Origin of the sequence: Burkholderia sp. ABCPW 14, from assembly GCF_001523835.1 — a bacterium.
Classification (GTDB): domain Bacteria; phylum Pseudomonadota; class Gammaproteobacteria; order Burkholderiales; family Burkholderiaceae; genus Burkholderia; species Burkholderia mayonis.
Window position 1 is genome coordinate 176,871 of sequence record NZ_LOVS01000149.1, and the last position, 24,192, is coordinate 201,062.

Annotated in this window: 22 protein-coding genes; 16 read left to right on the forward strand and 6 right to left on the reverse strand. The window is 68.2% G+C overall.

Annotated features, from left to right (window positions below; all coding sequences use genetic code 11):
- Positions 1-135 precede the first annotated feature (135 nt).
- From WS62_RS24205 to WS62_RS24250, 10 genes are all read left to right on the forward strand, one after another.
- Positions 136-1,116, forward strand: coding sequence for an AAA family ATPase (locus WS62_RS24205; RefSeq protein ID WP_066496037.1), 981 nt, complete (start codon positions 136-138; stop codon positions 1,114-1,116).
- Between the two features lie 71 nt (positions 1,117-1,187).
- Complete coding sequence (locus tag WS62_RS24210) at positions 1,188-2,300, forward strand: NAD(P)/FAD-dependent oxidoreductase (RefSeq protein WP_082721242.1); 1,113 nt, start codon at positions 1,188-1,190, stop codon at positions 2,298-2,300.
- Between the two features lie 143 nt (positions 2,301-2,443).
- Entirely contained in the window at positions 2,444-2,758 is a 315-nt protein-coding gene (locus WS62_RS24215) for a high-potential iron-sulfur protein (RefSeq protein WP_010101002.1), read from the forward strand.
- A gap of 199 nt (positions 2,759-2,957) precedes the next feature.
- Positions 2,958-4,250 (forward strand): MFS transporter, encoded by a 1,293-nt coding sequence (locus WS62_RS24220; RefSeq protein WP_066576223.1) that lies wholly within the window; start codon positions 2,958-2,960, stop codon positions 4,248-4,250.
- Between the two features lie 342 nt (positions 4,251-4,592).
- Positions 4,593-6,221 (forward strand): ABC transporter substrate-binding protein, encoded by a 1,629-nt coding sequence (locus WS62_RS24225; protein ID WP_066576225.1) that lies wholly within the window; start codon positions 4,593-4,595, stop codon positions 6,219-6,221.
- A 112-nt stretch (positions 6,222-6,333) separates the two neighbouring features.
- Complete coding sequence (locus tag WS62_RS24230; RefSeq protein WP_066576226.1) at positions 6,334-7,344, forward strand: ABC transporter permease subunit; 1,011 nt, start codon at positions 6,334-6,336, stop codon at positions 7,342-7,344.
- A gap of 98 nt (positions 7,345-7,442) precedes the next feature.
- Entirely contained in the window at positions 7,443-8,360 is a 918-nt protein-coding gene (locus tag WS62_RS24235; RefSeq protein ID WP_066576228.1) for an ABC transporter permease subunit, read from the forward strand.
- A 1-nt stretch (position 8,361) separates the two neighbouring features.
- Entirely contained in the window at positions 8,362-9,354 is a 993-nt protein-coding gene (locus tag WS62_RS24240) for an ABC transporter ATP-binding protein (RefSeq protein WP_066576231.1), read from the forward strand.
- Positions 9,351-10,367, forward strand: coding sequence for a peptide ABC transporter ATP-binding protein (locus WS62_RS24245; RefSeq protein WP_066496023.1), 1,017 nt, complete (start codon positions 9,351-9,353; stop codon positions 10,365-10,367). Before WS62_RS24240 ends, WS62_RS24245 begins: the two co-directional genes overlap by 4 nt.
- On the forward strand, positions 10,360-11,505 hold the full coding sequence (locus WS62_RS24250; RefSeq protein WP_066576233.1) for a TraB/GumN family protein: 1,146 nt from the start codon (positions 10,360-10,362) through the stop codon (positions 11,503-11,505). The genes WS62_RS24245 and WS62_RS24250 overlap by 8 nt, the downstream gene beginning before the upstream one ends.
- Positions 11,506-11,996: 491 nt before the next feature.
- On the opposite strand, the gene WS62_RS24255 is transcribed toward WS62_RS24250, so the two are convergent.
- The 5 genes from WS62_RS24255 to pxpB form a co-directional block, all read right to left on the reverse strand.
- Complete coding sequence (locus tag WS62_RS24255) at positions 11,997-12,953, reverse strand: DUF979 domain-containing protein (protein ID WP_066576235.1); 957 nt, start codon at positions 12,951-12,953, stop codon at positions 11,997-11,999.
- Positions 12,950-13,690 (reverse strand): DUF969 domain-containing protein, encoded by a 741-nt coding sequence (locus WS62_RS24260; RefSeq protein ID WP_066576525.1) that lies wholly within the window; start codon positions 13,688-13,690, stop codon positions 12,950-12,952. The genes WS62_RS24255 and WS62_RS24260 overlap by 4 nt, the downstream gene beginning before the upstream one ends.
- A 513-nt stretch (positions 13,691-14,203) precedes the next feature.
- Positions 14,204-14,968 carry a 5-oxoprolinase subunit PxpA gene (gene pxpA, locus WS62_RS24265; protein WP_066576237.1) on the reverse strand — a complete coding sequence of 255 codons (765 nt, stop codon included), beginning with the start codon at positions 14,966-14,968 and terminating at the stop codon, positions 14,204-14,206.
- 56 nt (positions 14,969-15,024) lie between these two features.
- Positions 15,025-16,104 carry a biotin-dependent carboxyltransferase family protein gene (locus tag WS62_RS24270; protein ID WP_066576239.1) on the reverse strand — a complete coding sequence of 360 codons (1,080 nt, stop codon included), beginning with the start codon at positions 16,102-16,104 and terminating at the stop codon, positions 15,025-15,027.
- Entirely contained in the window at positions 16,101-16,757 is a 657-nt protein-coding gene (gene pxpB / locus WS62_RS24275) for a 5-oxoprolinase subunit PxpB (protein WP_066576528.1), read from the reverse strand. Before pxpB ends, WS62_RS24270 begins: the two co-directional genes overlap by 4 nt.
- A 149-nt stretch (positions 16,758-16,906) precedes the next feature.
- Between pxpB and WS62_RS24280 the strand changes: the two genes are divergently transcribed.
- Positions 16,907-17,419, forward strand: coding sequence for a winged helix DNA-binding protein (locus tag WS62_RS24280; protein WP_059469350.1), 513 nt, complete (start codon positions 16,907-16,909; stop codon positions 17,417-17,419).
- A 261-nt stretch (positions 17,420-17,680) separates the two neighbouring features.
- Here the strand turns inward: WS62_RS24280 and WS62_RS24285 are convergent, their stop codons facing one another.
- On the reverse strand, positions 17,681-18,277 hold the full coding sequence (locus tag WS62_RS24285; protein WP_066576241.1) for a 5-formyltetrahydrofolate cyclo-ligase: 597 nt from the start codon (positions 18,275-18,277) through the stop codon (positions 17,681-17,683).
- A gap of 21 nt (positions 18,278-18,298) precedes the next feature.
- Between WS62_RS24285 and WS62_RS24290 the strand changes: the two genes are divergently transcribed.
- The 5 genes from WS62_RS24290 to WS62_RS36890 all read left to right on the forward strand — a co-directional run bounded on the left by WS62_RS24290 (position 18,299) and on the right by WS62_RS36890 (position 24,181).
- Positions 18,299-20,254, forward strand: coding sequence for a lytic transglycosylase domain-containing protein (locus WS62_RS24290; protein ID WP_066576243.1), 1,956 nt, complete (start codon positions 18,299-18,301; stop codon positions 20,252-20,254).
- Positions 20,255-20,368: 114 nt separating this feature from the next.
- Positions 20,369-21,331 carry a complex I NDUFA9 subunit family protein gene (locus tag WS62_RS24295; RefSeq protein WP_066576246.1) on the forward strand — a complete coding sequence of 321 codons (963 nt, stop codon included), beginning with the start codon at positions 20,369-20,371 and terminating at the stop codon, positions 21,329-21,331.
- A gap of 64 nt (positions 21,332-21,395) precedes the next feature.
- Entirely contained in the window at positions 21,396-22,043 is a 648-nt protein-coding gene (locus WS62_RS24300; RefSeq protein ID WP_066576247.1) for a glutathione S-transferase family protein, read from the forward strand.
- Positions 22,040-23,281: a multifunctional CCA addition/repair protein gene (locus WS62_RS24305; protein ID WP_066576248.1), complete on the forward strand. Its 1,242-nt coding sequence runs from the start codon at positions 22,040-22,042 to the stop codon at positions 23,279-23,281. Before WS62_RS24300 ends, WS62_RS24305 begins: the two co-directional genes overlap by 4 nt.
- Before the next feature lie 525 nt (positions 23,282-23,806).
- Positions 23,807-24,181: a hypothetical protein gene (locus WS62_RS36890; RefSeq protein ID WP_156441116.1), complete on the forward strand. Its 375-nt coding sequence runs from the start codon at positions 23,807-23,809 to the stop codon at positions 24,179-24,181.
- Positions 24,182-24,192 lie beyond the last annotated feature (11 nt).

Below are 24,192 nucleotides of genomic sequence, written 5' to 3' on the forward strand. Positions count from 1 at the left end.
GCGTGTCGCGTGCAGCGTCGCGAGGATGTTAGCAGCAGACCCCGGCGGCTGCTCGCTTGCGCGGGATGTCGCGCTGGCTACACTGAAATCGAAGGGGTCTGAAAAACGGACGGCGGCAGCAAGGCGAGGTGTGCGATGACGACGGCGATGGTGAAACAGGAACTGGCGGTGGCGTCGTTCAGTACGGTCTACGATCTGGATCGAATCGAGACGGCGCTGAACGATCTGAACGAAGGCGCAAGCGACGCGCTGCGCGCGACTTACGAGAAGATGCTGAAGACGGGCAACCTGCGCTTTTGCGTGAAGCCCACGCGGATGCCCGCGTTCGATTCGCTCGCGGAGGAATTGCCCAACTTCGCCGAGCTGCTCGACGACGTGCGCAAGCAAGTGGCGCTTTGCCTCGAAACCGACGACCGCCTCGAATTGATGCCGATCCTGCTGCTCGGCGAGCCGGGCATCGGCAAGACGCATTTCGCGAAGGCGCTCGCGAAGATGCTCGGGACCGCTTATCACTACGTGCCGATGAGCTCGCTGACGGCGGGCTGGGTGCTGTCGGGCGCGTCGTCGCAGTGGAAGAACGCGAAGCCGGGCAAGGTGTTCGACGCGCTCGTCAACGGCTGCTACTCGAATCCCGTGATCGCGATCGACGAGATCGACAAGGCGGGCAGCGACGCGCAATACGATCCGCTCGGCGCGCTGTACGCGCTGCTCGAGCACGATACCGCATGCGCGTTCATCGACGAATTCGCCGAGGTGCCGATCGACGCGGGCAACGTGATCTGGATCGCGACCGCGAACGACGCAAGCGCGATTCCCGAGCCGATCATGAACCGGATGAACGTGTACGAGATCGAGCCGCCCGACGCGCCGGGCGCGCGCCGCATCGCGCAGACGATCTACGGCGAGATTCGCAACGCGCACGCGTGGGGGCGTCGGTTCCCCGACGCGCTCGGCGACGACGCGCTCGACGTGCTCGCCGCGATGCCGCCCCGCACGATGCGCCGCGTGCTGCTGCACGCGTTCGGCGCGGCGCGGCTCGACGGGCGGGACGCGGTCGCGCCGCGCGATATCCGCACCGACGAAAGCACCGGGCGCCGCCGGCCGATCGGCTTTTGACGGCCGGCAGGCGCACACGCGTCGCGCGACGTACAATCGTAGGTCCTGCCTTCGAAGCGTGAGCGACGCGAATGACGATGGAGCGGATTGACTGTGTGGTGATCGGCGCCGGCATAGTCGGCCTTGCGATCGCGCGCGAGCTGGCCGCGCGCGGACGCGAGACGCTGATCCTGGAAGCGGCCGATGCGATCGGCACGGGCTCGAGCTCGCGCAACAGCGAAGTGATCCACGCGGGGCTCTACTATCCGCGCGGATCGCTGAAGGCGTCGCTGTGCGTGCACGGGCGCGACCTGCTTTACGACTTCTGCGAGACGCACAACGTGCCGCACCGGCGCTGCGGCAAGCTCGTTGTCGCGACATCGCCCGCGCAGGCGAAGCAGCTGAAGGCGATCGCCGCGCGCGCGGAGGAAAACGGCGTGCTCGATCTGCTGTCGCTGTCGCGCGACGAAGTGCAGGCGCTCGAGCCCGAGCTCGAATGCATCGAGGCGCTGTTCTCGCCGAGCACGGGCATCGTCGACAGCCATCAGCTGATGCTTGCGCTCCTCGGCGACGCCGAGCGTGACGGCGCCGCGTGCGCGCTGCGCTCACCCGTCGAATCGATCGACGTGGGGGGCGGCTGCTTCGTCGTGCGCGTCGGCGGCGATACGCCGACCGAGATCGAAGCCGCGTGCGTGATCAATAGCGCGGGGCTCGGTGCGCAGGCGCTCGCGAAGCGCATCCGCGGGCTCGATTCGCGCTGGGTGCCGCCGCTCTATCTCGCGCGCGGCAATTACTTCGGCCTGTCCGGGCGCGTGCCGTTCGCGCATCTCGTCTATCCGGTTCCGGATCGGGCCGGGCTCGGCGTGCATCTGACGCTCGATCTCGCCGGACAGGCGCGTTTCGGGCCCGATGTCGAATGGATCGACACGCTGCGCTACGAGGTCGATCCGCACCGCGCCGCCGCGTTCTACACATCGATCCGCGCGTATTGGCCAGGATTGCCCGGCGACTCGCTGCAGCCGGCCTACGCGGGCATTCGCCCGAAGGTCGCGGGGCCCGGCGAGCCCACCGCCGATTTCGTGATCCAGGGCGTGGCGCAGCACGGCGTGCGCGGGCTCGTGAACCTGTTCGGCATCGAATCGCCCGGGCTCACCGCGGCGCTCGCGATCGCGCAGCGCGTCGGCGAAATGGCGGCGCGCACATAACCTCCGTAGGCGGCGCGCCGATTTCTTGTTTTCGATGGCCTTATCTTCGGAATTACCCGCGTCACATTTGGGCGCATGAGCGGTATGCTTGTGCGCTGCTGCCGCTAGAGCAGCGACAACCCACAATGTTGGAGCGAATTCCCATGAAAACGTCCCGCCGGAGTTTCCTGATCACGAGCGTCGGCGCCGTGTCGGCGCTCGCGCTCACGCGCGAAGCGTTCTCGGCCGATCTGCCGATGCTGTCCGAAACCGATCCGACCGCCGTCGCGCTCGGCTACAAGGCCGACGCCACCAAGGTCGACAAGGCGAAGTTCCCGAAGTACGCGGCAGGCGAAGCCTGTTCGGGCTGCATGCTGTATCAGGGCAAGAAGGGCTCGGCGTCGGGCCCGTGCGGCGCGTTCCCCGGCAAGCAGGTGTCGGCGAAGGGCTGGTGCAGCGCGTTCACGAAAATGGCGTAACGCGGCGTGCGGCGTCTTGCGGCGCCGCGCCGCATCGCACCGAAGCGAAAAACGCCCGCGGTCCGACGACCGCGGGCGTTTTTTTATTGCTTGAAATCGATTCCGCCGCTTTCTACACTCGCTCCACGGCCGTTGGCGCGGCGTCAGCCTGTTAAGGCGCCGGCGCACGACAACAGCACGATGACAGCGAGGGGCGAGGATGGCATCGATTGCGGCTTCGACGAAAACGGCGGGACATGCGCTGAACCGGCGCGCGGTGGTGGCGGCCGTGATCGGCAACGCGCTCGAGTGGTACGACTTCATCGTCTTCAGCTTCATGACGGTCGTGATCGCCGAGTTGTTCTTTCCGGCCAGCAGCGAATATTCGTCGCTGCTCCTGACGACCGCGACGTTCGGCGTCGCCTTCTGCATGCGGCCGATCGGCGGCATCGTGCTCGGTCTCTACGCGGATCGAGCGGGGCGCAAGGCGGCGCTGTCGCTTGTCATCCTGCTGATGACGCTCGGCATCTTCCTGATCGCGGTCGCGCCGCCCTATGCGGCGATCGGCATCGGCGGTCCGCTGCTGATCGTGCTCGGGCGTCTGCTGCAAGGCTTCTCCGCGGGCGGCGAGTTCGGCAGCGCGACCGCGCTCCTGATCGAAGCGGCGCCGTTCTCGCGGCGCGGGTTCTACGGGAGCTGGCAGATGGCGAGCCAGGCGGCGGCGCTCCTCATCGGCTCGCTCGTCGGCGCGGCGGTGACGCGCGGCCTGTCGACCGAGGCGCTGCATGCGTGGGGCTGGCGCGTGCCGTTCCTGCTCGGGCTCGTGATCGGGCCGGTCGGGTTCTATCTGCGCCGCCATCTCGCCGATTCCGAGGCGTTCCTGCACGCGCGCGATCACGCGCGGCGCGTGACGCTCGGCGAAGTGTTCGCGCAGCACGGGCGCGCGGTGACGTGCGGGCTCGGCTCGGTGATCGCGCTGACCGTCACCGTCTACGTGCTCATCAGCTATCTGCCGACGTTCGCCGTCAAGCAACTGAAGCTGCCTTACGCGCAGTCGTTCTACGCGGTGATCATCGGCAATCTGCTGCTGACGGTGCTGTCGCCGCTCGCGGGCGCGTGGTCCGATCGGATCGGGCGCAAGGGATTGTCGCTGTGGGCGCTCGGGCTCACGCTCGTGCTGATCTATCCGCTCTTCATCTGGCTCGACGCGTCGCCGAGCATCGCGCGGCTGATTCTCGTGCAGGCGATCCTGTCGGTGGCGCTCGCCGGCTACTACGGGCCGTTCGGCGCGATGATCGCCGAGCTCTTTCCGGCGAACGCGCGCTCGACGGGCCTGTCGCTCGCGTATAACGTCGCGGTGATGGTGTTCGGCGGCTTCGGCCCGTTCATCGTCACGTGGCTCATCAAGACGACGGGCACGCCGCTTGCGCCGACCTATTACGTGATGGCCGGGCTCGCGCTGTCGTTCGTCGCGGTCGCGTTCGTGCCGGCGAGAAGCGCCGATCTCGATTGATCGCGGCCGCTCGCGGCGACCGGCTGCGCGCTCGACGCGCAACGCGTCGGCGCGAACGCGCGCCAAAAAAGATCGCGCAATCCGTAGCAGTCACGTATCGAACCCGATCCATCGCCGAAGACCGTTACGAAAAATCGAAGATATAAGGGATAACGCTGATCGCGCCGAATCGCGCCGAATCGGCGCGACGGCGCACGCGCCGCGCTTGGCCGAGCCACGCATTTCACGATGGCGTGCGCATGACGAATGGATTTTTCTTCGGCTTGTTCCTCTTATGAAAGCTCAAGTAATATCCGCCTACGCCGGCCTAGGCCGGCCTTGAACCGGAGACCTGGAGGAAACATGGAACATAATCGTCTGTTGCGCGCACTGCGTGTTACCGCCATTGCGGGCGTTGCAGCGGCATCTTTCGGCGTCGCGGGCTCTGCATTCGCACAGATCCCGAACAAAACGCTCGTCTACTGCTCAGAAGGCAGCCCGGCGGGTTTCGATTCCGCGCAATTCACGACGGGCGTCGATTTCACCGCATCTTCGTTCCCGATCTACAACCGCCTCGTCGAGTTCGAGCGCGGCGGCACGAAGGTCGAGCCCGGCCTCGCCGAGACATGGGACATCTCGCCCGACGGCAAGGTCTACACGTTCCATCTGCGCCACGGCGTCAAATTCCATACGACCGATTTCTTCAAGCCGGCGCGCGAATTCGACGCGGACGATGTCGTGTTCACGTTCGAGCGGATGCTCGATGCGAACCAGCCGTTCCGCAAGGCGTATCCGGTATCGTTCCCGTACTTCACCGACATGGGCCTCGACAAGCTGATCACGAAAGTCGAAAAGCTCGATCCGTATACGGTCCGCTTCACGCTGAAGGAACAGAACGCGCCGTTCATCCAGAACCTCGCGATGCAGTATGCGTCGATCCTGTCCGCCGAATACGCGGACCAGCTGATGAAGGCGGGCAAGGCGGCCGACATCAACCAGAAGCCGATCGGCACCGGCCCGTTCACCTTCCGCAGCTACACGAAGGACGCGACGATCCGATTCGACGGCAATCCTGATTATTGGAAGAAGGGCGCGGTGAAGATCTCGAAGCTGATCTTCTCGATCACGCCCGACCCGGGCGTGCGCGTGCAGAAGATCAAGCGCAACGAGTGCCAGGTGATGAGCTATCCGCGGCCCGCCGATATCGCGACGCTGAAGGCCGATTCGAACGTCGGCATGCCGTCGCTGCCGGGCTTCAATCTCGGCTATCTCGCGTACAACGTGCAGCACAAGCCGGTCGACAAGCTCGAGGTGCGCCAGGCGCTCGACATGGCGATCAACAAGAAGGCGATCATCGAGTCCGTCTACCAGGGTGCGGGGCAGGCGGCGAGCGCGCCGATGCCGCCGACGCAATGGTCGTACGACAAGAACCTGAAGGCCGCGACCTACGATCCGGCGAAGGCGAAGGCGCTGCTCGCGAAGGCAGGCTATCCGAACGGCTTCCCCATCACGCTGTGGGCGATGCCCGTGCAGCGCCCGTACAACCCGAACGCGAAGCTGATGGCCGAGATGATCCAGGCCGACTGGGCGAAGATCGGCGTGCAGGCGAAGATCGTCACGTATGAGTGGGGTGAGTACATCAAGCGCGCGCACGCGGGCGAGCACGACACGATGCTGATCGGCTGGACCGGCGACAACGGCGACCCCGACAACTGGCTCGGCACGTTGCTCGGCTGCGAGGCGGTGAAGGGCAACAACTTCTCCGAGTGGTGCTACAAGCCGTTCGACGAGCTCGTTCAGAAGGGCCGCGTGACGACGTCGCAGGATGCCCGTACGAAGATTTACATGCAGGCGCAGCAAGTCTTCGCGCAGCAGCTGCCGTTTTCGCCGATCGCGAACTCGACCGTCTATCAGCCGACGCGCAAGAGCGTCGTCGACATGCGGATCGAGCCGCTCGGCTATGCGCGCTTCGACGGCGTCAGCGTGAAATAAGCGGCGTCGGTGCGCCGTTAGGCCGACTGCACGATAATCATCCGGCGACGGGGGGCCACGAGCTCCTCGTCGCCGGTCGCACATTTCCCACAAGAAAATATCGAGAAGCGTCATGTTCCGATTCGTCTTGCGCCGCGTGGGCACCGTGATCCCGACCTTCATCGGCATCACGGTGCTCGCGTTCGCGCTGATTCACCTGATACCGGGCGACCCCATCGAAGTGATGATGGGCGAGCGCGGCGTCGATCCCGCGATGCACGCGCAAGCAATGCATCGCCTGGGGCTCGACGAGCCGCTGCCCCTTCAGTACCTGCACTACGTCGGCCGTGCGCTGCACGGCGACCTGGGCATGTCGATCATCACCAACACGAGCGTGATGAGCGAGTTCCTCGCACGCTTTCCGGCGACGGTCGAGCTGTCGATCTGCGCGCTCCTGTTCGCGCTCGCCGTCGGGCTGCCGGCCGGCGTGTTCGCCGCGTTGAAGCGCGGCACGGTCGTCGATCACGGCGTGATGGGCACGGCGCTCACCGGCTATTCGATGCCGATCTTCTGGTGGGGGCTCATCCTCATCATGGTGTTCTCGTCGTATCTCGGGTGGACGCCCGTGTCGGGCCGCCTCGCCGTCGAATACGAGATTCCTCATACGACTGGCTTCATGCTGATCGACACGCTGCTCTCCGGCGAAGAAGGCGCGTTCGCGTCGGCGGTGAGCCATCTGATCCTGCCCGCGATCGTGCTCGGCACGATTCCGCTCGCGGTGATCGCGCGGATGACGCGCTCGTCGATGCTCGAAGTGCTGCGCGAAGACTACATCCGCACCGCGCGCGCGAAGGGGCTGTCGCCCGTGCGCGTCGTCGTCGTGCATGCGCTGCGCAACGCGCTGATCCCGGTCGTCACGGTGATCGGCCTTCAAGTGGGCACGCTGCTCGCGGGCGCCGTGCTCACCGAGACGCTGTTTTCGTGGCCGGGCATCGGCAAGTGGCTGATCGACGCGATCGGCCGCCGCGACTATCCGATCGTGCAAGGCGGCATCCTGCTGATCGCGACGCTCGTGATCGTCGTGAACCTGGTCGTCGATCTGCTGTACGGCGTGCTGAATCCGCGCATTCGCCATACGAGGTAATCGAACATGCATTCCCACACGCGTATTCATCCGCTGATTCAGCGGCCAACTGCGGCGGCGGCATTCGGCCGCGCACGCGCGGCAACGCGGGAGGCGCAATGAGCGACATGCAAAACGCGATGCCGTCGCAAGCGGCGCCCGTCGGCGGCCGCGTCCTCGCGCTGCGCGAATTCTGGGCGAACTTCTCCCGCAATCGCGGCGCGGTCGGCGCGGGCATCGTCGTGCTGGTGCTCGTCGTGGTCGCGCTGCTGGCGCCGGTGCTCGCGCCGCACAGCCCGATCGAGCAGTACCGCGACCACGTGAAGATTCCGCCCGCGTGGCTCTCCGGCGGCGATTGGCAATTCGTGCTCGGCACCGACGAAGCGGGCCGCGACATCCTCTCGCGCCTGATGTACGGCGCGCGGATGTCGTTCTGGATCGGCTTCGTGTCGGTCGTGCTCGCGCTGATTCCGGGCATCGTGCTCGGCCTCGTCGCCGCGTTCTTCCAGAAGTGGGCCGACACGCCCGTGATGCGCGTGATGGACGTGCTGCTCGCGCTGCCGTCGCTGCTGCTCGCGGTCGCGGTCGTTGCGATCATCGGCCCCGGCCTGACGAACACGATGTTCGCGATCGCGATCGTCGCGCTGCCCGCATACGTGCGTCTCACGCGCGCGTCGGCGCTGGGCGAGCTGCACAAGGAGTACGTGACCGCTTCACGCGTCGCGGGCGCGGGCACGCTGCGCCTGATGTTCTCGCAGGTGCTGCCGAACTGCACGGCGCCGCTGATCGTGCAGGCGACGCTCGGCTTTTCGTCGGCGATTCTCGACGCGGCCGCGCTCGGCTTCCTCGGTCTCGGCGTGCAGCCGCCGACGGCCGAGTGGGGCGCGATGCTCGCATCGGCGCGCGATTACATCGACAATGCGTGGTGGATCGTGACGATGCCCGGCCTGTCGATCCTGATCTCGGTGCTCGCGATCAACCTGCTCGGCGACGGGCTGCGCGACGCGCTCGATCCCAAACTCAAACGGATGGCCTGACATGAGCGACTTATTGACCATCCGCAATCTCGCGGTGAACTTCAACGGGCTGCCCGCGGTCGACAGGATCAACCTGTCCGTCGCGCGCGGCGAAGTGGTCGGCGTGGTGGGCGAATCCGGCTCGGGCAAGAGCGTGACGATGATGGCGCTGATGGGCTTGATCGACGCGCCCGGCATCGTCACCGCCGACGAAGTCACGTTCGACGGCGTCGATCTCTTGAAGGCAAGCCCGAAGGCGCGCCGCAGGATCATCGGCAAGGACATCGCGATGGTGTTCCAGGACGCGCTGACGAGCCTGAACCCGAGCTACACGGTCGGCTATCAGATCAAGGAGGTGCTGAAGCTGCACGAGGGCCTGCGCGGCGACGCGCTGAAGAAGCGCGCGCTCGAACTGCTCGACCAGGTCGGGATTCCCGATGCGAAGAACCGCATCGACACCTTCCCGCACCAGATGTCGGGCGGCATGAACCAGCGCGTGATGATCGCGATGGCGGTCGCGTGCAATCCGAAGCTCCTGATCGCCGACGAGCCGACGACCGCGCTCGACGTGACGATCCAGGCGCAGATCATGGATCTCCTCGTCGCGTTGCAGAAGGAGCGCGGGATGGCGCTCGTGCTGATCTCGCACGATCTCGCGGTCGTGTCGGAAGTCGCGCAGCGCGTTGCGGTGATGTACGCGGGCGAGATCATCGAGACGAACCGCGTGCCGGACATCTTCGCGTCGCCGCATCATCCGTACACCGAAGCGTTGCTCGCCGCGATTCCCGAGCACAATGCGGGGGCGAAGCGGCTCGCCGCGCTTCCCGGGATGGTGCCGGGCCGCGACGACCGGCCGAGCGGGTGCCTGTTCGCGCCGCGCTGCAAGTACGTCGTCGACGACTGCACGAAGGCGCGCCCCGCGCTCGCCGAGCTCGTGCCGGGCACCGGCATGCGCGCGCGCTGCATCAAGCCGCTCAACCTGCAAGCGACGCACACGGAAGGAGGCGCGCGATGAACGCAGTCTACGAAACGCGCGAGTCCGCCACGCACGACGACATCGTGCTTGTCGCCGACAAGCTCGCGAAGCACTACACGGTCAGAAGAGGGATGTTCGGACACGGCACCGTGAAGGCGCTGAACGGCGTGTCGTTCGAGTTGAAGCGCGGCAAGACGCTCGCCGTCGTCGGCGAGTCCGGCTGCGGCAAATCGACGCTCGCGCGCCAGTTGACGATGATCGAGCCGCCGACGTTCGGGCATCTGTCGATCGACGGCCGCGACGTCGCGGGCGCGGACCGCGAGACGATCGCCGCGCTGCGCCGCCGCGTGCAGATGGTGTTCCAGAATCCGTTCGCGTCGCTGAATCCGCGCAAGACGGTCGAGCAGACGCTCGCCGAGCCGCTCGCCATCAACACGCATCTGACGGCCGCCGAGCGCGCGCAGCGGATCGCGCAGATCATGCGCACGGTCGGCCTGCGGCCCGAGCACGCGAAGCGCTATCCGCACATGTTTTCGGGCGGGCAGCGCCAGCGCGTCGCGATCGCGCGCGCGATGATCCTCGATCCGCAGATCGTCGTCGCCGACGAGCCGGTGTCCGCGCTCGACGTATCGATCCAGGCGCAGATCCTGAATCTCTTCATGGATCTGCAGGAGCAGTTCAAGACGAGCTACGTGTTCATCTCGCACAACCTCGCGGTCGTCGAGCACATCGCCGACGACGTGATGGTGATGTACTTCGGCAGCGTCGCGGAGCTCGGCGACAAGAAGACGATCTACGCGCGGCCGCGCCATCCGTACACGCGCGCGCTGATGTCGGCGACGCCCGCGATCTTCGAGGCGGATCGCAAGATCCAGATCAAGCTGCAGGGCGAACTGCCGTCGCCGCTCAATCCGCCGTCCGGCTGCGCGTTCCATCAGCGCTGCCCGTACGCGGTCGAGCGGTGCCGCGCCGAGGAGCCGAAGCTGCGCGACGTCGACGGCCGGCTCGTCGCCTGCCATCGCGCCGAGGAGGTGGGGGAGGCGAATGCCTGAGGCAGTGGCGGCGCGCGAAGCCGCGCGCCGCTCGCGTAACGGCGGCCGGCGCGCAGCGACGCACGCCGGCAGGCATCCCCGGCGCTGGCGCGCGCGTGCGCTCGCCAGCGCCGTGCTCGCCGGCGCGTGCGCGACGGGCGGCATCGCGTGGCCGCCCGTCGGCGCGCTGGCGGCGGGCAGCGTCGCGACCGCGCCGCTGTCGCAGTCGCCCATCCCGTCTCCGAGCCTGTCGCTGCCGGGCTTCCATGCGCCGCCGTCGACGTCGAACGGCACCGTCGCGAGCGGCGCGGTGCGCACGCAGCCCGCGCGGATGCCGTTCTACGTCGCGACGAAAGGCAAGGTCACGATCTACGTGCTCGGCACGCTGCACGTCGGCGATCCCGCCGACTATCCGCAAAACCAGCCGTTCCGCCGTCCGATCCTCGCGGCGCTCGCCGCATCGCCGACGCTCGCGCTCGAGCTGTCGCCGGACGATCTGCTCGAATCGCAGGACGACGTGTCGAAGTACGGCGTGTGCAACTACGCGTGCCTGCCGCGCCTGTTGCCGCCGCCTCTCTGGCAGAAGCTCGCGGGCCGGCTGCGCGGCAATCCGGCCGCGCTTGCCGGCATCCGCAACATGCGGCCGTGGCTCGCGTCGCTCGTCGTCGAGACGTACGATTCGCTGTCGGCCGGCCTGCAAACCGAATACGGCACCGAGGCGCAGATGCAGAACGTGTTCCTGCGTAAAAAGGGCGGGAAGGTCGTCGGGCTCGAGACGCTCGCCGAGCAGATGCGCGCGTTCACGGGGCTCACGCTCGCGCAGCAGCGCGAGATGCTCGCGCAGGACATGGTGCAGACGCCCGCGCAGAACGCCGCCGACGTGCGCGCGCTGCACCGCCTCTGGCGCATCGGCGACGCGGACGCGCTCGCCGCATGGGCGACCGCGAAGACGGAGCGGCTCGCGCGCGTGAAGGCGGTCGCCGATTCGATCGACAACAAGATCGTCTACGAGCGCAACCGCCGCTTCGTCGCGCGGGTGACGGCGATCGCCGCGCCGAACCGGCCGCTCTTCGTCGCGATCGGCGCGCTGCACCTGGGCGGCCCGAAGGGCGTGCTCGAACTGCTGCGGCAGCAGGGCTATCGCGTCGATGCCGGGTGATCGGGAACCCGAACGAATAGGGATTAACCCAAGTTTTGACCAAGGTTGGCGGGTGAAGTGCGTTCCAGCGATTGACACTCCGTTGGGCTAAATCTATTCTCCTTTCACCAAGTAGGAAAAAGAAAATGCGCTACGGGGAACGATAAAAACAGCGCGGGGGTAGCGTTGCCGGCACGCGTTCAGCGTGTCGGCAGCGGTTGTCTGCATGCACGACGGGGCCAGCCACCACAACAAACCAACATGCAGGCACATACGCCCATTCAATCGACGTTCCGCCGTCCGGCCGGGGGAAGCAGGTGTCAATGCGGGCGGCGGCGGACGCATTTTTTACTTTGAGCGTCGAACTTTCTTGCGACGCGCGCGGCGGCCGCCGGGCTGCTGCATGACGGTTGCAGCCGGTAGCCGGCCGTATGCCGGATCAGTCGGCAGAGCGAAGAAAAAGCGCCCGAGGGCGCTTTTTTCATGGCCGAGCGGGAATGCGCCGCGCCCGTTCATCGAAACATCAGGATGTTCAGCAGGACGATGTTCGTCGCGAGCAGCGCGAGCGCGGTCGGGATCTGCGCTTTGATCACGCCGTTCTTGTCGGGCAGCTCGAGCAGCGCGGCGGGCACCATGTTGAAGTTCGCGGCCATCGGCGTCATCAGCGTGCCGCAGTAGCCGGAGAACATCCCGATCGCGACCATCACGGCCGGATCGCCGTGGAACACGTTGACGAGGATCGGCACGCCGACGCCGCCCGTCATCACCGGAAACGCGGCGAAGCCGTTGCCCATCACCATCGTGAAGAGCGCCATCCCGATGCAGTAAACGGCGACTGCGACGAACCGGTAGTCGAGGTTCACGTACGCCGTCGTCAGGTGCGCGACCGCCTTGCCGACGCCCGCGTCCGAGAACACGAGCCCGAGCATGCCGAGCATCTGCGGCAGCACGGCCGCCCACGACAGCGCGTCGACGAGACGCCGCGCCTCCTGTAGCGACTGGCCGACCGAGTCGCGCGTGATCCGGCACGCGAACCCGAGCGCGATCACGCAGCCGATGCCGAAGCCGATCAGCGTGACGTTCTTCGGATCGACGAGCGGCGCGCCGCCGACGTGCAGATGGCTCGCGGCGAGCGTGACCGCGACCGTCACGAACGGGATCGTGAGGGCGGGCACGAAGAGCCGGTTGCCGATGCGCGCGGCGCTTGCGCGGCGGACCTCGTCGGACGGCAGCTTCGGCTTCGCCGCCGTCACGCCGCCGAAGCCCGCGATCAGCGCCATCACGATCACGAGTGCGCCGACGAGCTCAACGGGCAGCTTGTCGCCGGCGATGAAGACGAGCGCGTAGAGCAGCCAGAAGCCGCCCGCGGTGAAGCGGCGCGGATGCGCGCGGTCCGTGACGATCGTCGCGCCGACCGCGAGCAGCACGAGGCCGACGAGCCAGAACAGGTCGTTGATCGTGAGCGTCATGCGCGGCCTCCCTGGGCGGCGGTGGCGTTCGCGGCGCGCGGAGCGGTCAGCGCGCGCATCTCGCGTTCGAGCCTGCGATCGAGGAGCCACAGCCGGAAGCCGTGGATCAGGAACGCGGATAGGGCGGTCGGAATGCCCCAGAGCGCGACGTGCATCGGTTCCACGACGATGCCCGCCTCCTTCAGGAACGTCACCATCAGCACGATCGCGCCGAATGCGACGAAGATGTCTTCGCCGAAGAAGAGGCCGACGTTGTCGGTCGCGGCCGCGTATGCGCGCAGCCGGTGGCGGGTCGCGTCGGGCAGCGGACCGAAGCGGTTCTCGGCCGCGCCTTCGGCCATCGGCGCGATCAGCGGCCGCACCATCTGCGGATGGCCGCCCAGGCCCGTCAGGCCGACGGCCGCCGTCAGCTCGCGCACGAGCAGATAGATGATGAGGAGGCGTCCCGACGTCGCGGCCTTGATGTTCGCGATCCACGCCTGCGCGCGCTCGCGCAGCCCGTGCCGTTCGAGGAGGCCGATCACGGCGAGCGGCAGCAGGATGATGAGCGGGATGTTGCGGGTCTTGAGGAAGCCCGCGCCGATCGCGGCGAGGATTCGCTCGGGCGGGAAGTGCGCGCTCGCGGCCGTCGCGATCGCCGCGGTCGCGACGATCAGCATCGGATTGAAGCGCAGCGCGAAACCGGCGACGATCACGGCGACGCCAATCAGCGGCCATAGACTTACGGTGCCTTGCATGAACATTCTCCTGACATGGGTTGACGCGCGCCGTCTTCGGGCGGCGCACGGCGGCTTGCGATCGGCGCGCGGCCGTCGCGCCGATGGGCCTTCGCGGCTCTGGCGGCCGCTCGGGACTGCGGGGCGGGCGCGCCGTTCGCTGCGCGCGCCCGCCCGATCCAGGTGACGGCGATGGCTGTCGCGCGCGAGCGTGGGCGCGCGCCGGCCTCCGCAGCATCGGCGAATCGTTCGTGCGGCGGGCGTGGCCCGCCGCATGCAAGGCGTTGTGTATGCCCGGCGCGTGGCGTGCGCCGGGCGGTGCTCATGCTTCGCGGCCGTCCATCGTGCGCCGCGCGGGCCGGCCGGGCGCTCGCTCGCGCAAGCCGGAGCGGGCGGCGCGCGTCGGCGCTGCCGCCGCTCGGACGACGACGCATGTCACGCGTCGCGCAATGCGCACGCGCGCGGCGTCGGCACGCCGCGCGCGCCAGGCCGGGTCGCTGCGTCGACGCGCGCCGCCGGCTGCGCGTCTAGTCCTTACGCGCGCTCCCCTGCGTGCACCGCGCCGGGCGCTTGCACGTCGATGCCGGCGGCTTCGAGCGCCGCGCGGATCCGTTTGGCGAACGCGAGCGCGTGCGGCCCGTCGCCATGCAGGCAGACCGTCTGTGCATTGAGGGGCACCCATTCTCCCGTGACCGCGCGCACCCGCTGGCCGCGGACCATCTCGAGCGTGCGCGCGAGCATCTCGTCCTCGTCGTCGACGAGCGCGCCCGGCTGGCTGCGCGGCACGAGCGAGCCGTCCGCGCGATAGCCGCGATCGGCGAACACTTCCTCGACGGCGGCGAGCCCCGCGTGCCGCGCGGCGTCGACGAAGCCGCTCTTCGCGAGGCCGAACACCGCGAGCGACGGATCGAAATCGTGGATCGCGGAGACGACCGCGTCGGCGATCTCGGGATCGCGCGCGGCCTGGTTGTACAGTGCGCCGTGCGGCTTCACGTGCACGATGCGCCCGCCTTCCGCCAGCGCGATCGCAGACAGCGCGCCCAGTTGATACAGCACGCCGGCGTAGATCTCGCCCGCCGGCAGGTCCATTTCCTTGCGGCCGAAGTTCTCCGGATCGTGAAAGCTCGGATGCGCGCCGATCGACACGCCTTTCTCCACCGCCCAGCGTACGCAGTCGCGCATCGCCTGGGCGCCGCCCGCGTGCCAGCCGCACGCGATGTTCGCCGACGTGACGAGGTCGAGAAGCGCCTCGTCCGAGCCGTACCCTTCGCCGAGGTCGGCGTTCAAATCGATTTCCATGATGTTTCTGCCCAAAGCGTTCTCGACCGGCCGCGCAGCCGCACCCCGTCCTTCAATCATGCGGCCACGCCGCGCGCGGCGAGCGCGCGCTGCAGCGCCTCCTCGCGCATCTCGATCGCGATGTCGATCTGCCGCAGATACGCGCGCTCGGCGGCGAGCGCGTCGCGCGCGGCCGCCACCGTCACGCGGACAAAGCGGATCGGCAGGTTCAGCCGCGCCTGCGCGAGCTTCCAGAGATCCGCGCGGATCACCGCGCCGATCCGCGGATAGCCGCCCGTCGTCTGCGCGTCGTTCATCAGCACGATCGGCTGGCCGTTGCCCGGCACCTGGATCGTGCCCGGCAGCACCGCGTGCGACAGCATGTCGCCCGGTTCGGCGCGCTCGAGCTTCGCGCCCGAAAGCCGGTAGCCCATCCGGTTGCTGCTCGGCGTGACGATCCACTCCTCGTCCCAGAGCGTCTGCTGCGACGCCGGCGTGAAGCTCGCATATTGCGGACCGGGCAGCACGCGCACGGGCATCGCCCAGGCGGCGTGCGTGTGCTTGTGGCGGCGCGGCTGCGAGTCGACGCGCGCGAACGCGCACCACGCGGGCGCCTTCACGCCGAACTCGGGCGCGTCGGGCGCGACGCACGCGGGCGCGCCGGCAGGCGGCGTGCCGACGGGCAGACGGTCGCCGTCGCGCAGCACGCGGCCGCCGAGGCCGCCGAAGCGCGACGCGAGATCGGTGCTGCGCGAGCCGAGCATCGGCAGCACGTCGATGCCGCCCGCGACACACAGATAGCCGCGCATCCCGCGCTTCGCGACGGGCAGCGTGAGCGTCTCGCCGGCCGCGACGGGCATGCTCCACCACGAGTAGATCGGCACGCCGTCGAGCGTCGCGCCGAACTCGGTGCCGGTGATCGCGATGCGCGTCGCGCGCGGGAAGCGGAACGTCGCGGGGCCGAGCGTGATTTCGATCGCGGCGGCGTCGGGCCGGTTGCCGACAAGGCGATTGCCGACTTCGAGCGCGAGCGAGTCGAGCGCGCCGCTTTGCGCGACGCCGAGATGGCGATAGCCTCGGCGTCCGAGATCCTGGATCGTCGAAAGGGGACCGGCGCGCAGCACTTCGATGCCGCCCGTGGCTTGGCGTGAAGTCATCCGGTATGCACCCCTGCGACGGTGAAGCGCACGCGGTCGCCCGGCTGCAGGAGCGTCGGCGGCGTGCGCGCGGGATCGAAGAGGGCGAGCGGTGTGCGGCCGATCAACTGCCAGCCGCCCGGCGCGGCGGCCGGATAGATGCCCGTCTGCTCGCCGCCGATGCCGACCGAGCCGGCCGGCACTTCCAGCCGGGGCGCGGCGCGCCGCGGCGTGTGCAGCGAGTCGTCGAGGCCGCCCATGTACGTGAAGCCCGGCTGGAAGCCCAGGAAGAACACGACGTAGGTGCCGGTCGAATGGCGCCGCACGACTTCGCCGCGCGTGAGCCCCGTGTGCTTCGCGACCGCGTCGAGATCGGGACCGAACGCGCCGCCGTACTCGACGGGGATCTCGACTTCGCGGCCGCTTTCGGCGACGTCGTCGGCGTCGCGCCACGCGGTCTTCATCAGCGGCGCGAGCGCGTCGGCCGTCGTCTCGAGCGGGTCGAACACGATCGTCAGATTGTTCATCCCGGGCACGACGTCGACGACATGCGGCCAGCTCGCCGCCGCGCCCGCGACCGCCCACACGCGGCGCTGGCATTCGAGCGTTGCGGGAGGGGGCGCCTCGCAGACGAGGGCGGTATCGCCAAGCGGGTAGATGCGTGGAGTGGTCATCGATGGCAAGCAAGCGGCGTTAGGCCGGATGGAGAATACATTATCAATAAAATGTCGATAACTTCTCGTCAAAAATTTTCGGCGGACGCCGGGCAAACGATCTTGGCGTACACTTTCGCGCACCTTCGACTCACGTCCGCCGATTCGCCATGCAGCGTCATCCGACCAAGATCGTATCGTCCGAACATCTCGTTTCCGAGGCAAGCGCGGAGCTGTCCGAGCTCGAATATGCGCTCATCATGGCGGGAAATGCGTTCAATCGCTGGATGGTCAGGTGCATGGCGGCCGCAGGGGCGAAAGACATGACGGCGGTCGAAGTGTCGCTGCTGCACCACGTGAGCCACCGGGACCGCAAGAAGAAGCTCGCCGACATTTGCTTCGTGCTCAACATCGAGGACACGCACGTCGCGACGTATGCACTCAAGAAGCTGGTAGCTAGAGGGTACGTAAAAAGCGAAAAGACAGGCAAGGAAGTGTTCTTTGACGCGACCGACGCGGGCCGCGCACTCTGCCTCAAGTATCGCGACGTGCGGGAGCGCTGCCTGATCGAGACCCTGAAGGACAGCGGGCTCACGAACGAGCAGATCGGCGACGCCGCGCAGTTGCTGCGTCACGCATCGGGGCTGTACGACACCGCGGCGCGCGCGGCCGCGTCGCTGTAGGCGCAATGCGCCGGGGACGCGGGCCCGCCGGGCTTCGCGGCCCGGCGGGCGGTTGCGCGGCGCCGCGCCGACTGCGCGCGGTGCGTTGGTGCGCTCCTTCGCCCGATATCGTTTGACGGAGGCGCGCCGCTTGCCGCGCGTCGTCGTCGAGCCTCCGAGTCGCGAGCGTCGTCGTCGCCGAGCCTCCGAGTCGCGAGCGTCGTCGTCGCCGAGCCTCCGATCCTCCGAGTCGCGAGCGGCTTCGGGCGCGCGGTGCGCGCGTCAGCCGTCCGACCGGTGGGTCTGCGTCTCGGTGACGATCCAGTCGAGCGGCAGATCGTGCGCTTCGCGCGGCAGTTCGTGCACGCCGCACGCGTCGTACGCGACGCCGACCGTCACGGGCCGCGCGGCGCCGGGCCACGCGGCGAGCGTGCGGTCGTAGTAGCCGCCGCCGTAGCCGAGCCGGAAGCAGCCGTGATCGAAGCCGACGCACGGGATCAGCAGCAGGTCCGGCACGAGCCGCGCGCCCGCCGCGGGCTCCGCAATCCGGTGGCGTCCTTCGCGCATCGGCGCGTCGGGCGTCCACGCGTGGAAATCGAGCGGCGTGCGCGGCTGGCCGATCACGGGCAGCGCAGCCTGCCGGCCCGCGTCGCCTGCGAGCCACGACGCGATCGTGTCGCGCGCGTCGAACTCGCCCGACAGCGGCCAGTAGAAGCCGACCGTGCGCGGCGCGCAGTCCGCGAGGATCGCGAGCACGCGCTGCGCGAGCGCGTCGTGCGCGAGCGGCGAGCGATTCGCGTCGAGGCGGCGCTGCGCGAGCGTTTCGCGCAGCGTTTGCTTCGGATTCGGCGCCGGGGCGCGTGCTATGCTTTCGCTCACTAGAGTGCTCCGTTCACAACGATGTCAACCAGCCTTTTTCGAGTATATCGTGCGGTCGCGGCGCCCCTCGTCGCGGCCGTGCTGGCCGCGGGGACGGCCGCCTGCGCCGCGCAGACCGCCGACGACATGACGTCGAACGACGACCAGGTCTTCGTCCAGTTGCGCGAAGCCGCGCGCAGGAACGATCCGGTGCGCGCCGCGCAACTCGCGTCGACAATCCCGAATTACCCGGCGCCGTCGTATCTCGAATACTTCCAGATCAAGCCGCAGCTGTTCGATTCGTCGGGCCACGCGCGGCTCGACGCGCCCGACGCGCCGGTGCTGTCGTTCCTGTCGCGCTACGACGGCCAGGCGCTCGCCGACCGGATGCGCAACGACTACCTGCTCGTGCTCGGCGCGCGCCACGACTGGCGCACCTTCGACGAGCAGTACAAGCGCTTCGTGCTCGACGACGACACGCAGGTCAAATGCTATTCGCTCGAATCGCGCGCGGCGCGCGGCGAGAACGTTGCGGACATGGCGCGCGAGCTGCTCGTCGATCCGAAGGTGTACGGCGACGCGTGCGTCGATCTCATCACCGCGCTCGCGACGAACAAGCAGTTCTCGAGCGACGACGTGTGGGCGCAGGTGCGCCTCGCGTACGAGCAGAACTACACGACGCTCGGCGGCAAGATCGCCGACGCGCTCGGCGCGCGCCCGGTCGGCTTCGACCAGGCGACGAGCGCGCCGCCGCTCTTCCTCGCACGCGGCGTCGGCGCCGACGCCACGTCTCGGCAGCTCGCGCTCCTCGCGATCACGCGGATGGCGCGCAACGATCCGGAGACGGCGGCGGGGCAGCTCACGTCGCTCGCGTCGACGCTGTCGGCGACCGAGCTGGCGATCGGCTGGGGCGAGATCGGCTATCAGGCGGCGATCAAGCGCCTGCCGCAGGCGGCGTCGTGGTACCGGCGGTCGATGGACGCGCCGCTCACGAATCCGGTGTACGAATGGCGCGTGCGCGCGGCGCTCCTCGTGGGCGACTGGCCGATGGTGCGCCGCTCGATCGAGCAGATGCCCGAGCCGCTGCGCGACGACTCGACGTGGATCTACTGGCGCGCCCGCGCGCTGAAGGCGAGCGGCGACACGCTGAAGGCGAACCAGGAATTCGAGCGGATCGCCGGGCAGTTCAACTTCTACGGACAGCTCGCGGGCGAGGAGCTCGGCCAGAAGACGGTGATTCCGGCGCGCACGAAGGTGACGGACGCCGAGATCGACGCGATGAGCAAGGTGCCGGGCTTCGCGCTCGCGCAGCGTTTCTACGCGCTCAATCTGCGGCTCGAAGGCAATCGCGAATGGAACTGGCCGCTGCGCGGAATGACCGATCGGCAACTGCTCGCCGCGGCCGAGTACGGCAAGCGGGTCGACCTGCTCGACCGCACGGTCAACACCGCCGACCGCACGACGGCCGAGCACGACTTCTCGCTGCGCTATCCGTCGCCGTACCGCGACATCGTCGAACGCTACGCGCGGACCAACGGGCTCGACATCGAATGGGCGTACGGACTGATCCGCCAGGAGTCGCGCTTCATCACGAACGCGCGCTCGTCGGTGGGCGCGGGCGGCCTGATGCAGCTGATGCCGGCGACCGCGCAGCTCGTCGCGAAGAAGCTCGGCCTCGGCACGGTCACGCGCGCGCAGATGCACGATATCGATACGAACGTGCAGCTCGGCACCTGGTATCTGTCCGACATCTATCAGAAATTCGACGCTTCGGCGGTGCTCGCGACAGCGGGCTACAACGCCGGGCCGGGCCGGCCGGCCCAGTGGCGGCAGGCGCTCGCGCGGCCCGTCGAGGGCGCGATCTTCGCGGAGACGATCCCGTTCAACGAGACGCGCGAATACGTGAAGAACGTGCTGTCGAACGAGACGTACTACGCGGCGCTCTTCGAGAAGAAGCCGCAGTCGCTGAAGGCTCGCCTCGGCTTCATCGCGCCGTAACGCGCATCGCGGAACGCCCCGGAACGCAACGCACGACTTCCGGGCGTATTCGGGGTTTCGTGCGGGTTTCGCCGCCGTGCGTCGCGCGGCGGCGCGCTTGGGTGAGGCACGATCATGCAGGGCCAGACCATCGCCGTGCTCGGCGGCACAGGCTTCATCGGCAGCAGGCTCGTCAACGCGCTCGTCGGTGCGGGCGCGCGCGTGCGGATCGCGACGCGGCGCCGCGAGCATGCGCGGCATCTCGCGACGCTGCCCGTCGAGATCGCCGAGCTTTCCGCATTCGACGTGCGCGAGCTTGCCCGCTTCGTCGCGGGCGCGCACGCGGCCGTCAATCTCGTCGGGGTGCTGCACGGCGGGCGCGGCAAGCCGTACGGCGAAGGCTTCGAGCGGCTGCACGTCGCGCTCCCCGCGGCGCTCGCCGCCGCATGCATCGAAGCGCGCGTGCCGCGCGTGCTCCACGTGAGCGCGCTCGGCGCCGATCCGCACGCGCCCAGCATGTACCTGCGCTCCAAAGGCGACGGCGAGGCCGCGCTGCACGCGCCGCAGGCCGCGGCGGGCGTGCTCGACGTCACGGTGTTCCGGCCGTCGATCGTGTTCGGCCCGGGAGACGCATTCCTCAACACCTTCGCGCGGCTCCAGCGGATCTTCCCGGTGGTGCCGCTCGCGATGCCCGATGCGCTGATGCAGCCGATCTACGTCGGCGACGTCGCGCAGGCGATCGCGAACGCGTGCGCGCGCGACGCGACGCGCGGCAAGACCTACGAGCTCGGCGGGCCGCGCACGTACCGGCTCGAGGAACTCGTCCGGTATGCGGGCAGGCTCGTCGGCCACAGCGCGCGGATCGTCCGGCTGCCCGACGCGCTCGCGCGGCTGCAGGCCTGCGTGTTCGAGATGCTGCCGGGCGAGCCGCTGATCACGCGCGACAACCTCGCGTCGCTGTCGGTGCCGAGCGTGATGACGGGACCGATCGCCCCCGAGCTCGGGATCACGCCCGCGAGCCTCGAAAGCATCGCGCCGACCTACATCGGCGATGCCGCGATGCGCTCGCGCTTTTCCGACTGGCGCGCGCGCCGGTAAACGAGCGGAACGTCCGTGGCTGCCGCGGGCTGACCGAACCATCGACAACCACAGGATGAACCCCATGAAACTCGTGATCGGAGACAAGAACTACTCGTCGTGGTCGATGCGCCCATGGGTGCTGATGAAGCACTTCGCGATCCCGTTCGACGAAGTGATGATCGGCCTGCGCCTCGACGACACGACGGCGCGCATCCGCGTGCATTCGCCGTCGGGCAAGGTGCCGTGCCTCGTCGACGACGGCGGCGGCGCGGTCTGGGATTCGCTCGCGATCGTCGAGACGCTTGCCGAGCGCTTCCCGCAGCACGCGCTGTGGCCGCGCGATCCGGCCGTGCGGGCGACCGCGCGCAGCGTGTCGGCGGAGATGCATGCGGGCTTCGCCGCGCTGCGCACCGAGATGCCGCTGAACGTGCGCGAGTCGCATCCGGGGCGGGGCGCGACGCCTGCCGCGCTCGCCGACGTCGCGCGCATCGACGAGCTGTGGCGCACGTGTGTCGCCGCGTCGGGCGGCCCGTTCCTGTTCGGCGATTTTTCGATCGCCGACGCGATGTATGCGCCCGTCGTGCTGCGATTCCAGACGTACGAGCCGCCGCTGTCGCCCGAAGCGAGCGCTTACGCGGCGCGCATCGCCGGACTGCCCGCCGTACGCGAATGGATCGACGGCGCGCGCCTCGAAACCCGCATGATCGACGTGTACGGGCCGTCTCGATGAATGTCTACGCAGTGGGCGGGGCGATCCGCGACGAATTGCTCGGCTTGCCGGTGCGGGACCGCGACTACGTCGTCGTCGGCGCGACGCCCGAGCAGATGGCGGCGCAAGGCTTCAAGCCGGTCGGCAAGGATTTTCCGGTGTTCCTGCACCCGGACACGCACGAGGAGTACGCGCTCGCGCGCACCGAGCGCAAGACCGCCGCCGGTTATCACGGCTTCCAGTTCTACTACGCGCCCGACGTGACGCTCGAGCAGGATCTCGCGCGGCGTGACCTGACGATCAACGCGATGGCGCGCGAAGTGAGCCCCGACGGCGCGCTCGTCGGGCCGGTCGTCGATCCGTTCGACGGGCAGGCGGACTTGCGCGCGAAGGTGTTCCGGCACGTCGGCGACGCGTTCGCCGAGGATCCGGTGCGGATTCTGCGCGTCGCGCGCTTCGCCGCGCGCTTCGCCGATTTCGTGGTCGCGCCGGAAACGACCGCGCTGATGCGCGAGATGGTCGCAGCGGGCGAGGTCGACGCGCTCGTGCCCGAGCGCGTATGGCAGGAGGTCGCGCGCGGGCTGATGGAGGGCAAGCCGTCGCGAATGTTCGCGGTGCTGCGCGAGTGCGGCGCGCTCGTGCGGGTCCTGCCCGAGATCGACGCGCTGTTCGGCGTGCCGCAGCGCGCGGACTATCACCCGGAAGTCGACACGGGCGTACATGTGATGATGGTGATCGATCACGCGGCGAAGCAGGGCTACTCGCTGCCCGTGCGCTTCGCGGCGCTCACGCACGATCTCGGCAAGGCGACGACGCCTACCGACGTGCTGCCGCGCCACATCGGCCACGAGGGGCGCAGCGTCGAGCTGCTGAAGCCGCTGTGCGAGCGTCTGCGGGTGCCGAACGAGTGCCGCGATCTGGCGCTTGTCGTCGCGCGTGAGCACGGCAACCTGCATCGCGTGATGGAGATGGGCGCGGCCGCGCTCGTGCGCCTGTTCGAGCGCGCCGACGCGCTGCGCAAGCCTGCACGCTTCGCCGAGGCGCTGCAGGCGAGCGAGGCCGACGCGCGCGGTCGCCTCGGCCTCGAGACGACGCCTTATCCGCAGGCGGAGCGGCTGCGGCAGGCGCTCGTCGCCGCGCGCGCGGTCGACGCGGGGGCGATCGCGCAAGGGCTCGCGGGCGAGCCGGCGAAGATCAGGGAGGCGGTGCACCGGGCGCGCGTGAGTGCGGTGGCGGAGGTGATTGGCGAAGGAAAATGAGGCGGTCGAATGGCATGGGCGGCGAGTCTGCCGATTTGGCGCCCGTGCCGGCCACGCGGGCGCCTGGCTGGTCTTTTGTGTGAAAGGCAAAGATGTAACGCATCGAAGTGTCGCCGGACTTCTTCGTATGTCGACCGACGCTGCGCACGATCAACGTGCGTTTCCGGAAACGACAGCCAGGTCCGGCTTATTCATTTGATGATCGGCAATTCGCCGGAACGCGCCGGTTGGAAGGTTGCAAGTCGGTCACGGTTGGGTCAAGGGCGGGCGTCGGCTGGCATCCGGGCGCTGGAGGCTGCCGACAACCGGCCCACGTGGCGGGAAATATCGGCCGATCGTTGCGCTTCGCCGGCGGGTCTGGAGGCGATGATCCCGGCCGCTGCCTTCGCGCAGGCCATCCGCAAGATCATTTACGGCCTGAAGGAAAGTTCTCGACGGATACGGTCAGCATCGTCGAATCGCTGCGTTTGCAATACGCGCGCGCGTCAGCACGCGCGATCGCTTTGCGTTTGACAACGCAAGGCCGTGCTCAAGCCGATCCAGCACGCACTGCGCCATATCATCGCTCAATGGATCGGTGCTCGGCGCGATTCGGCCTGCATGATCAACCCGTCCGTGCTGCGTTACGCCGAACGATTTGATGCCGGCATCCAAGTGTCAACCTGCCTCGCGCACGGCATTCCGGATATCCCTCCCCATCTCGTGAACGACTTCTTTCCCGAATGCTGGTTCGTGGCGAATGGTTTTGTCATTCGCCGGTTTTCAGATCCAGACAATCGACGAAGCCTCCGACCATCAATATTCCGCTTCAGATTTTCCTATATCACTTCTTCCCGAATTGGGTTCGGTAAAGCGATTGCGTCGCGGCTTTCGCCGTGTTATTGGATCGCGATCCACTGATTTCTAAAACG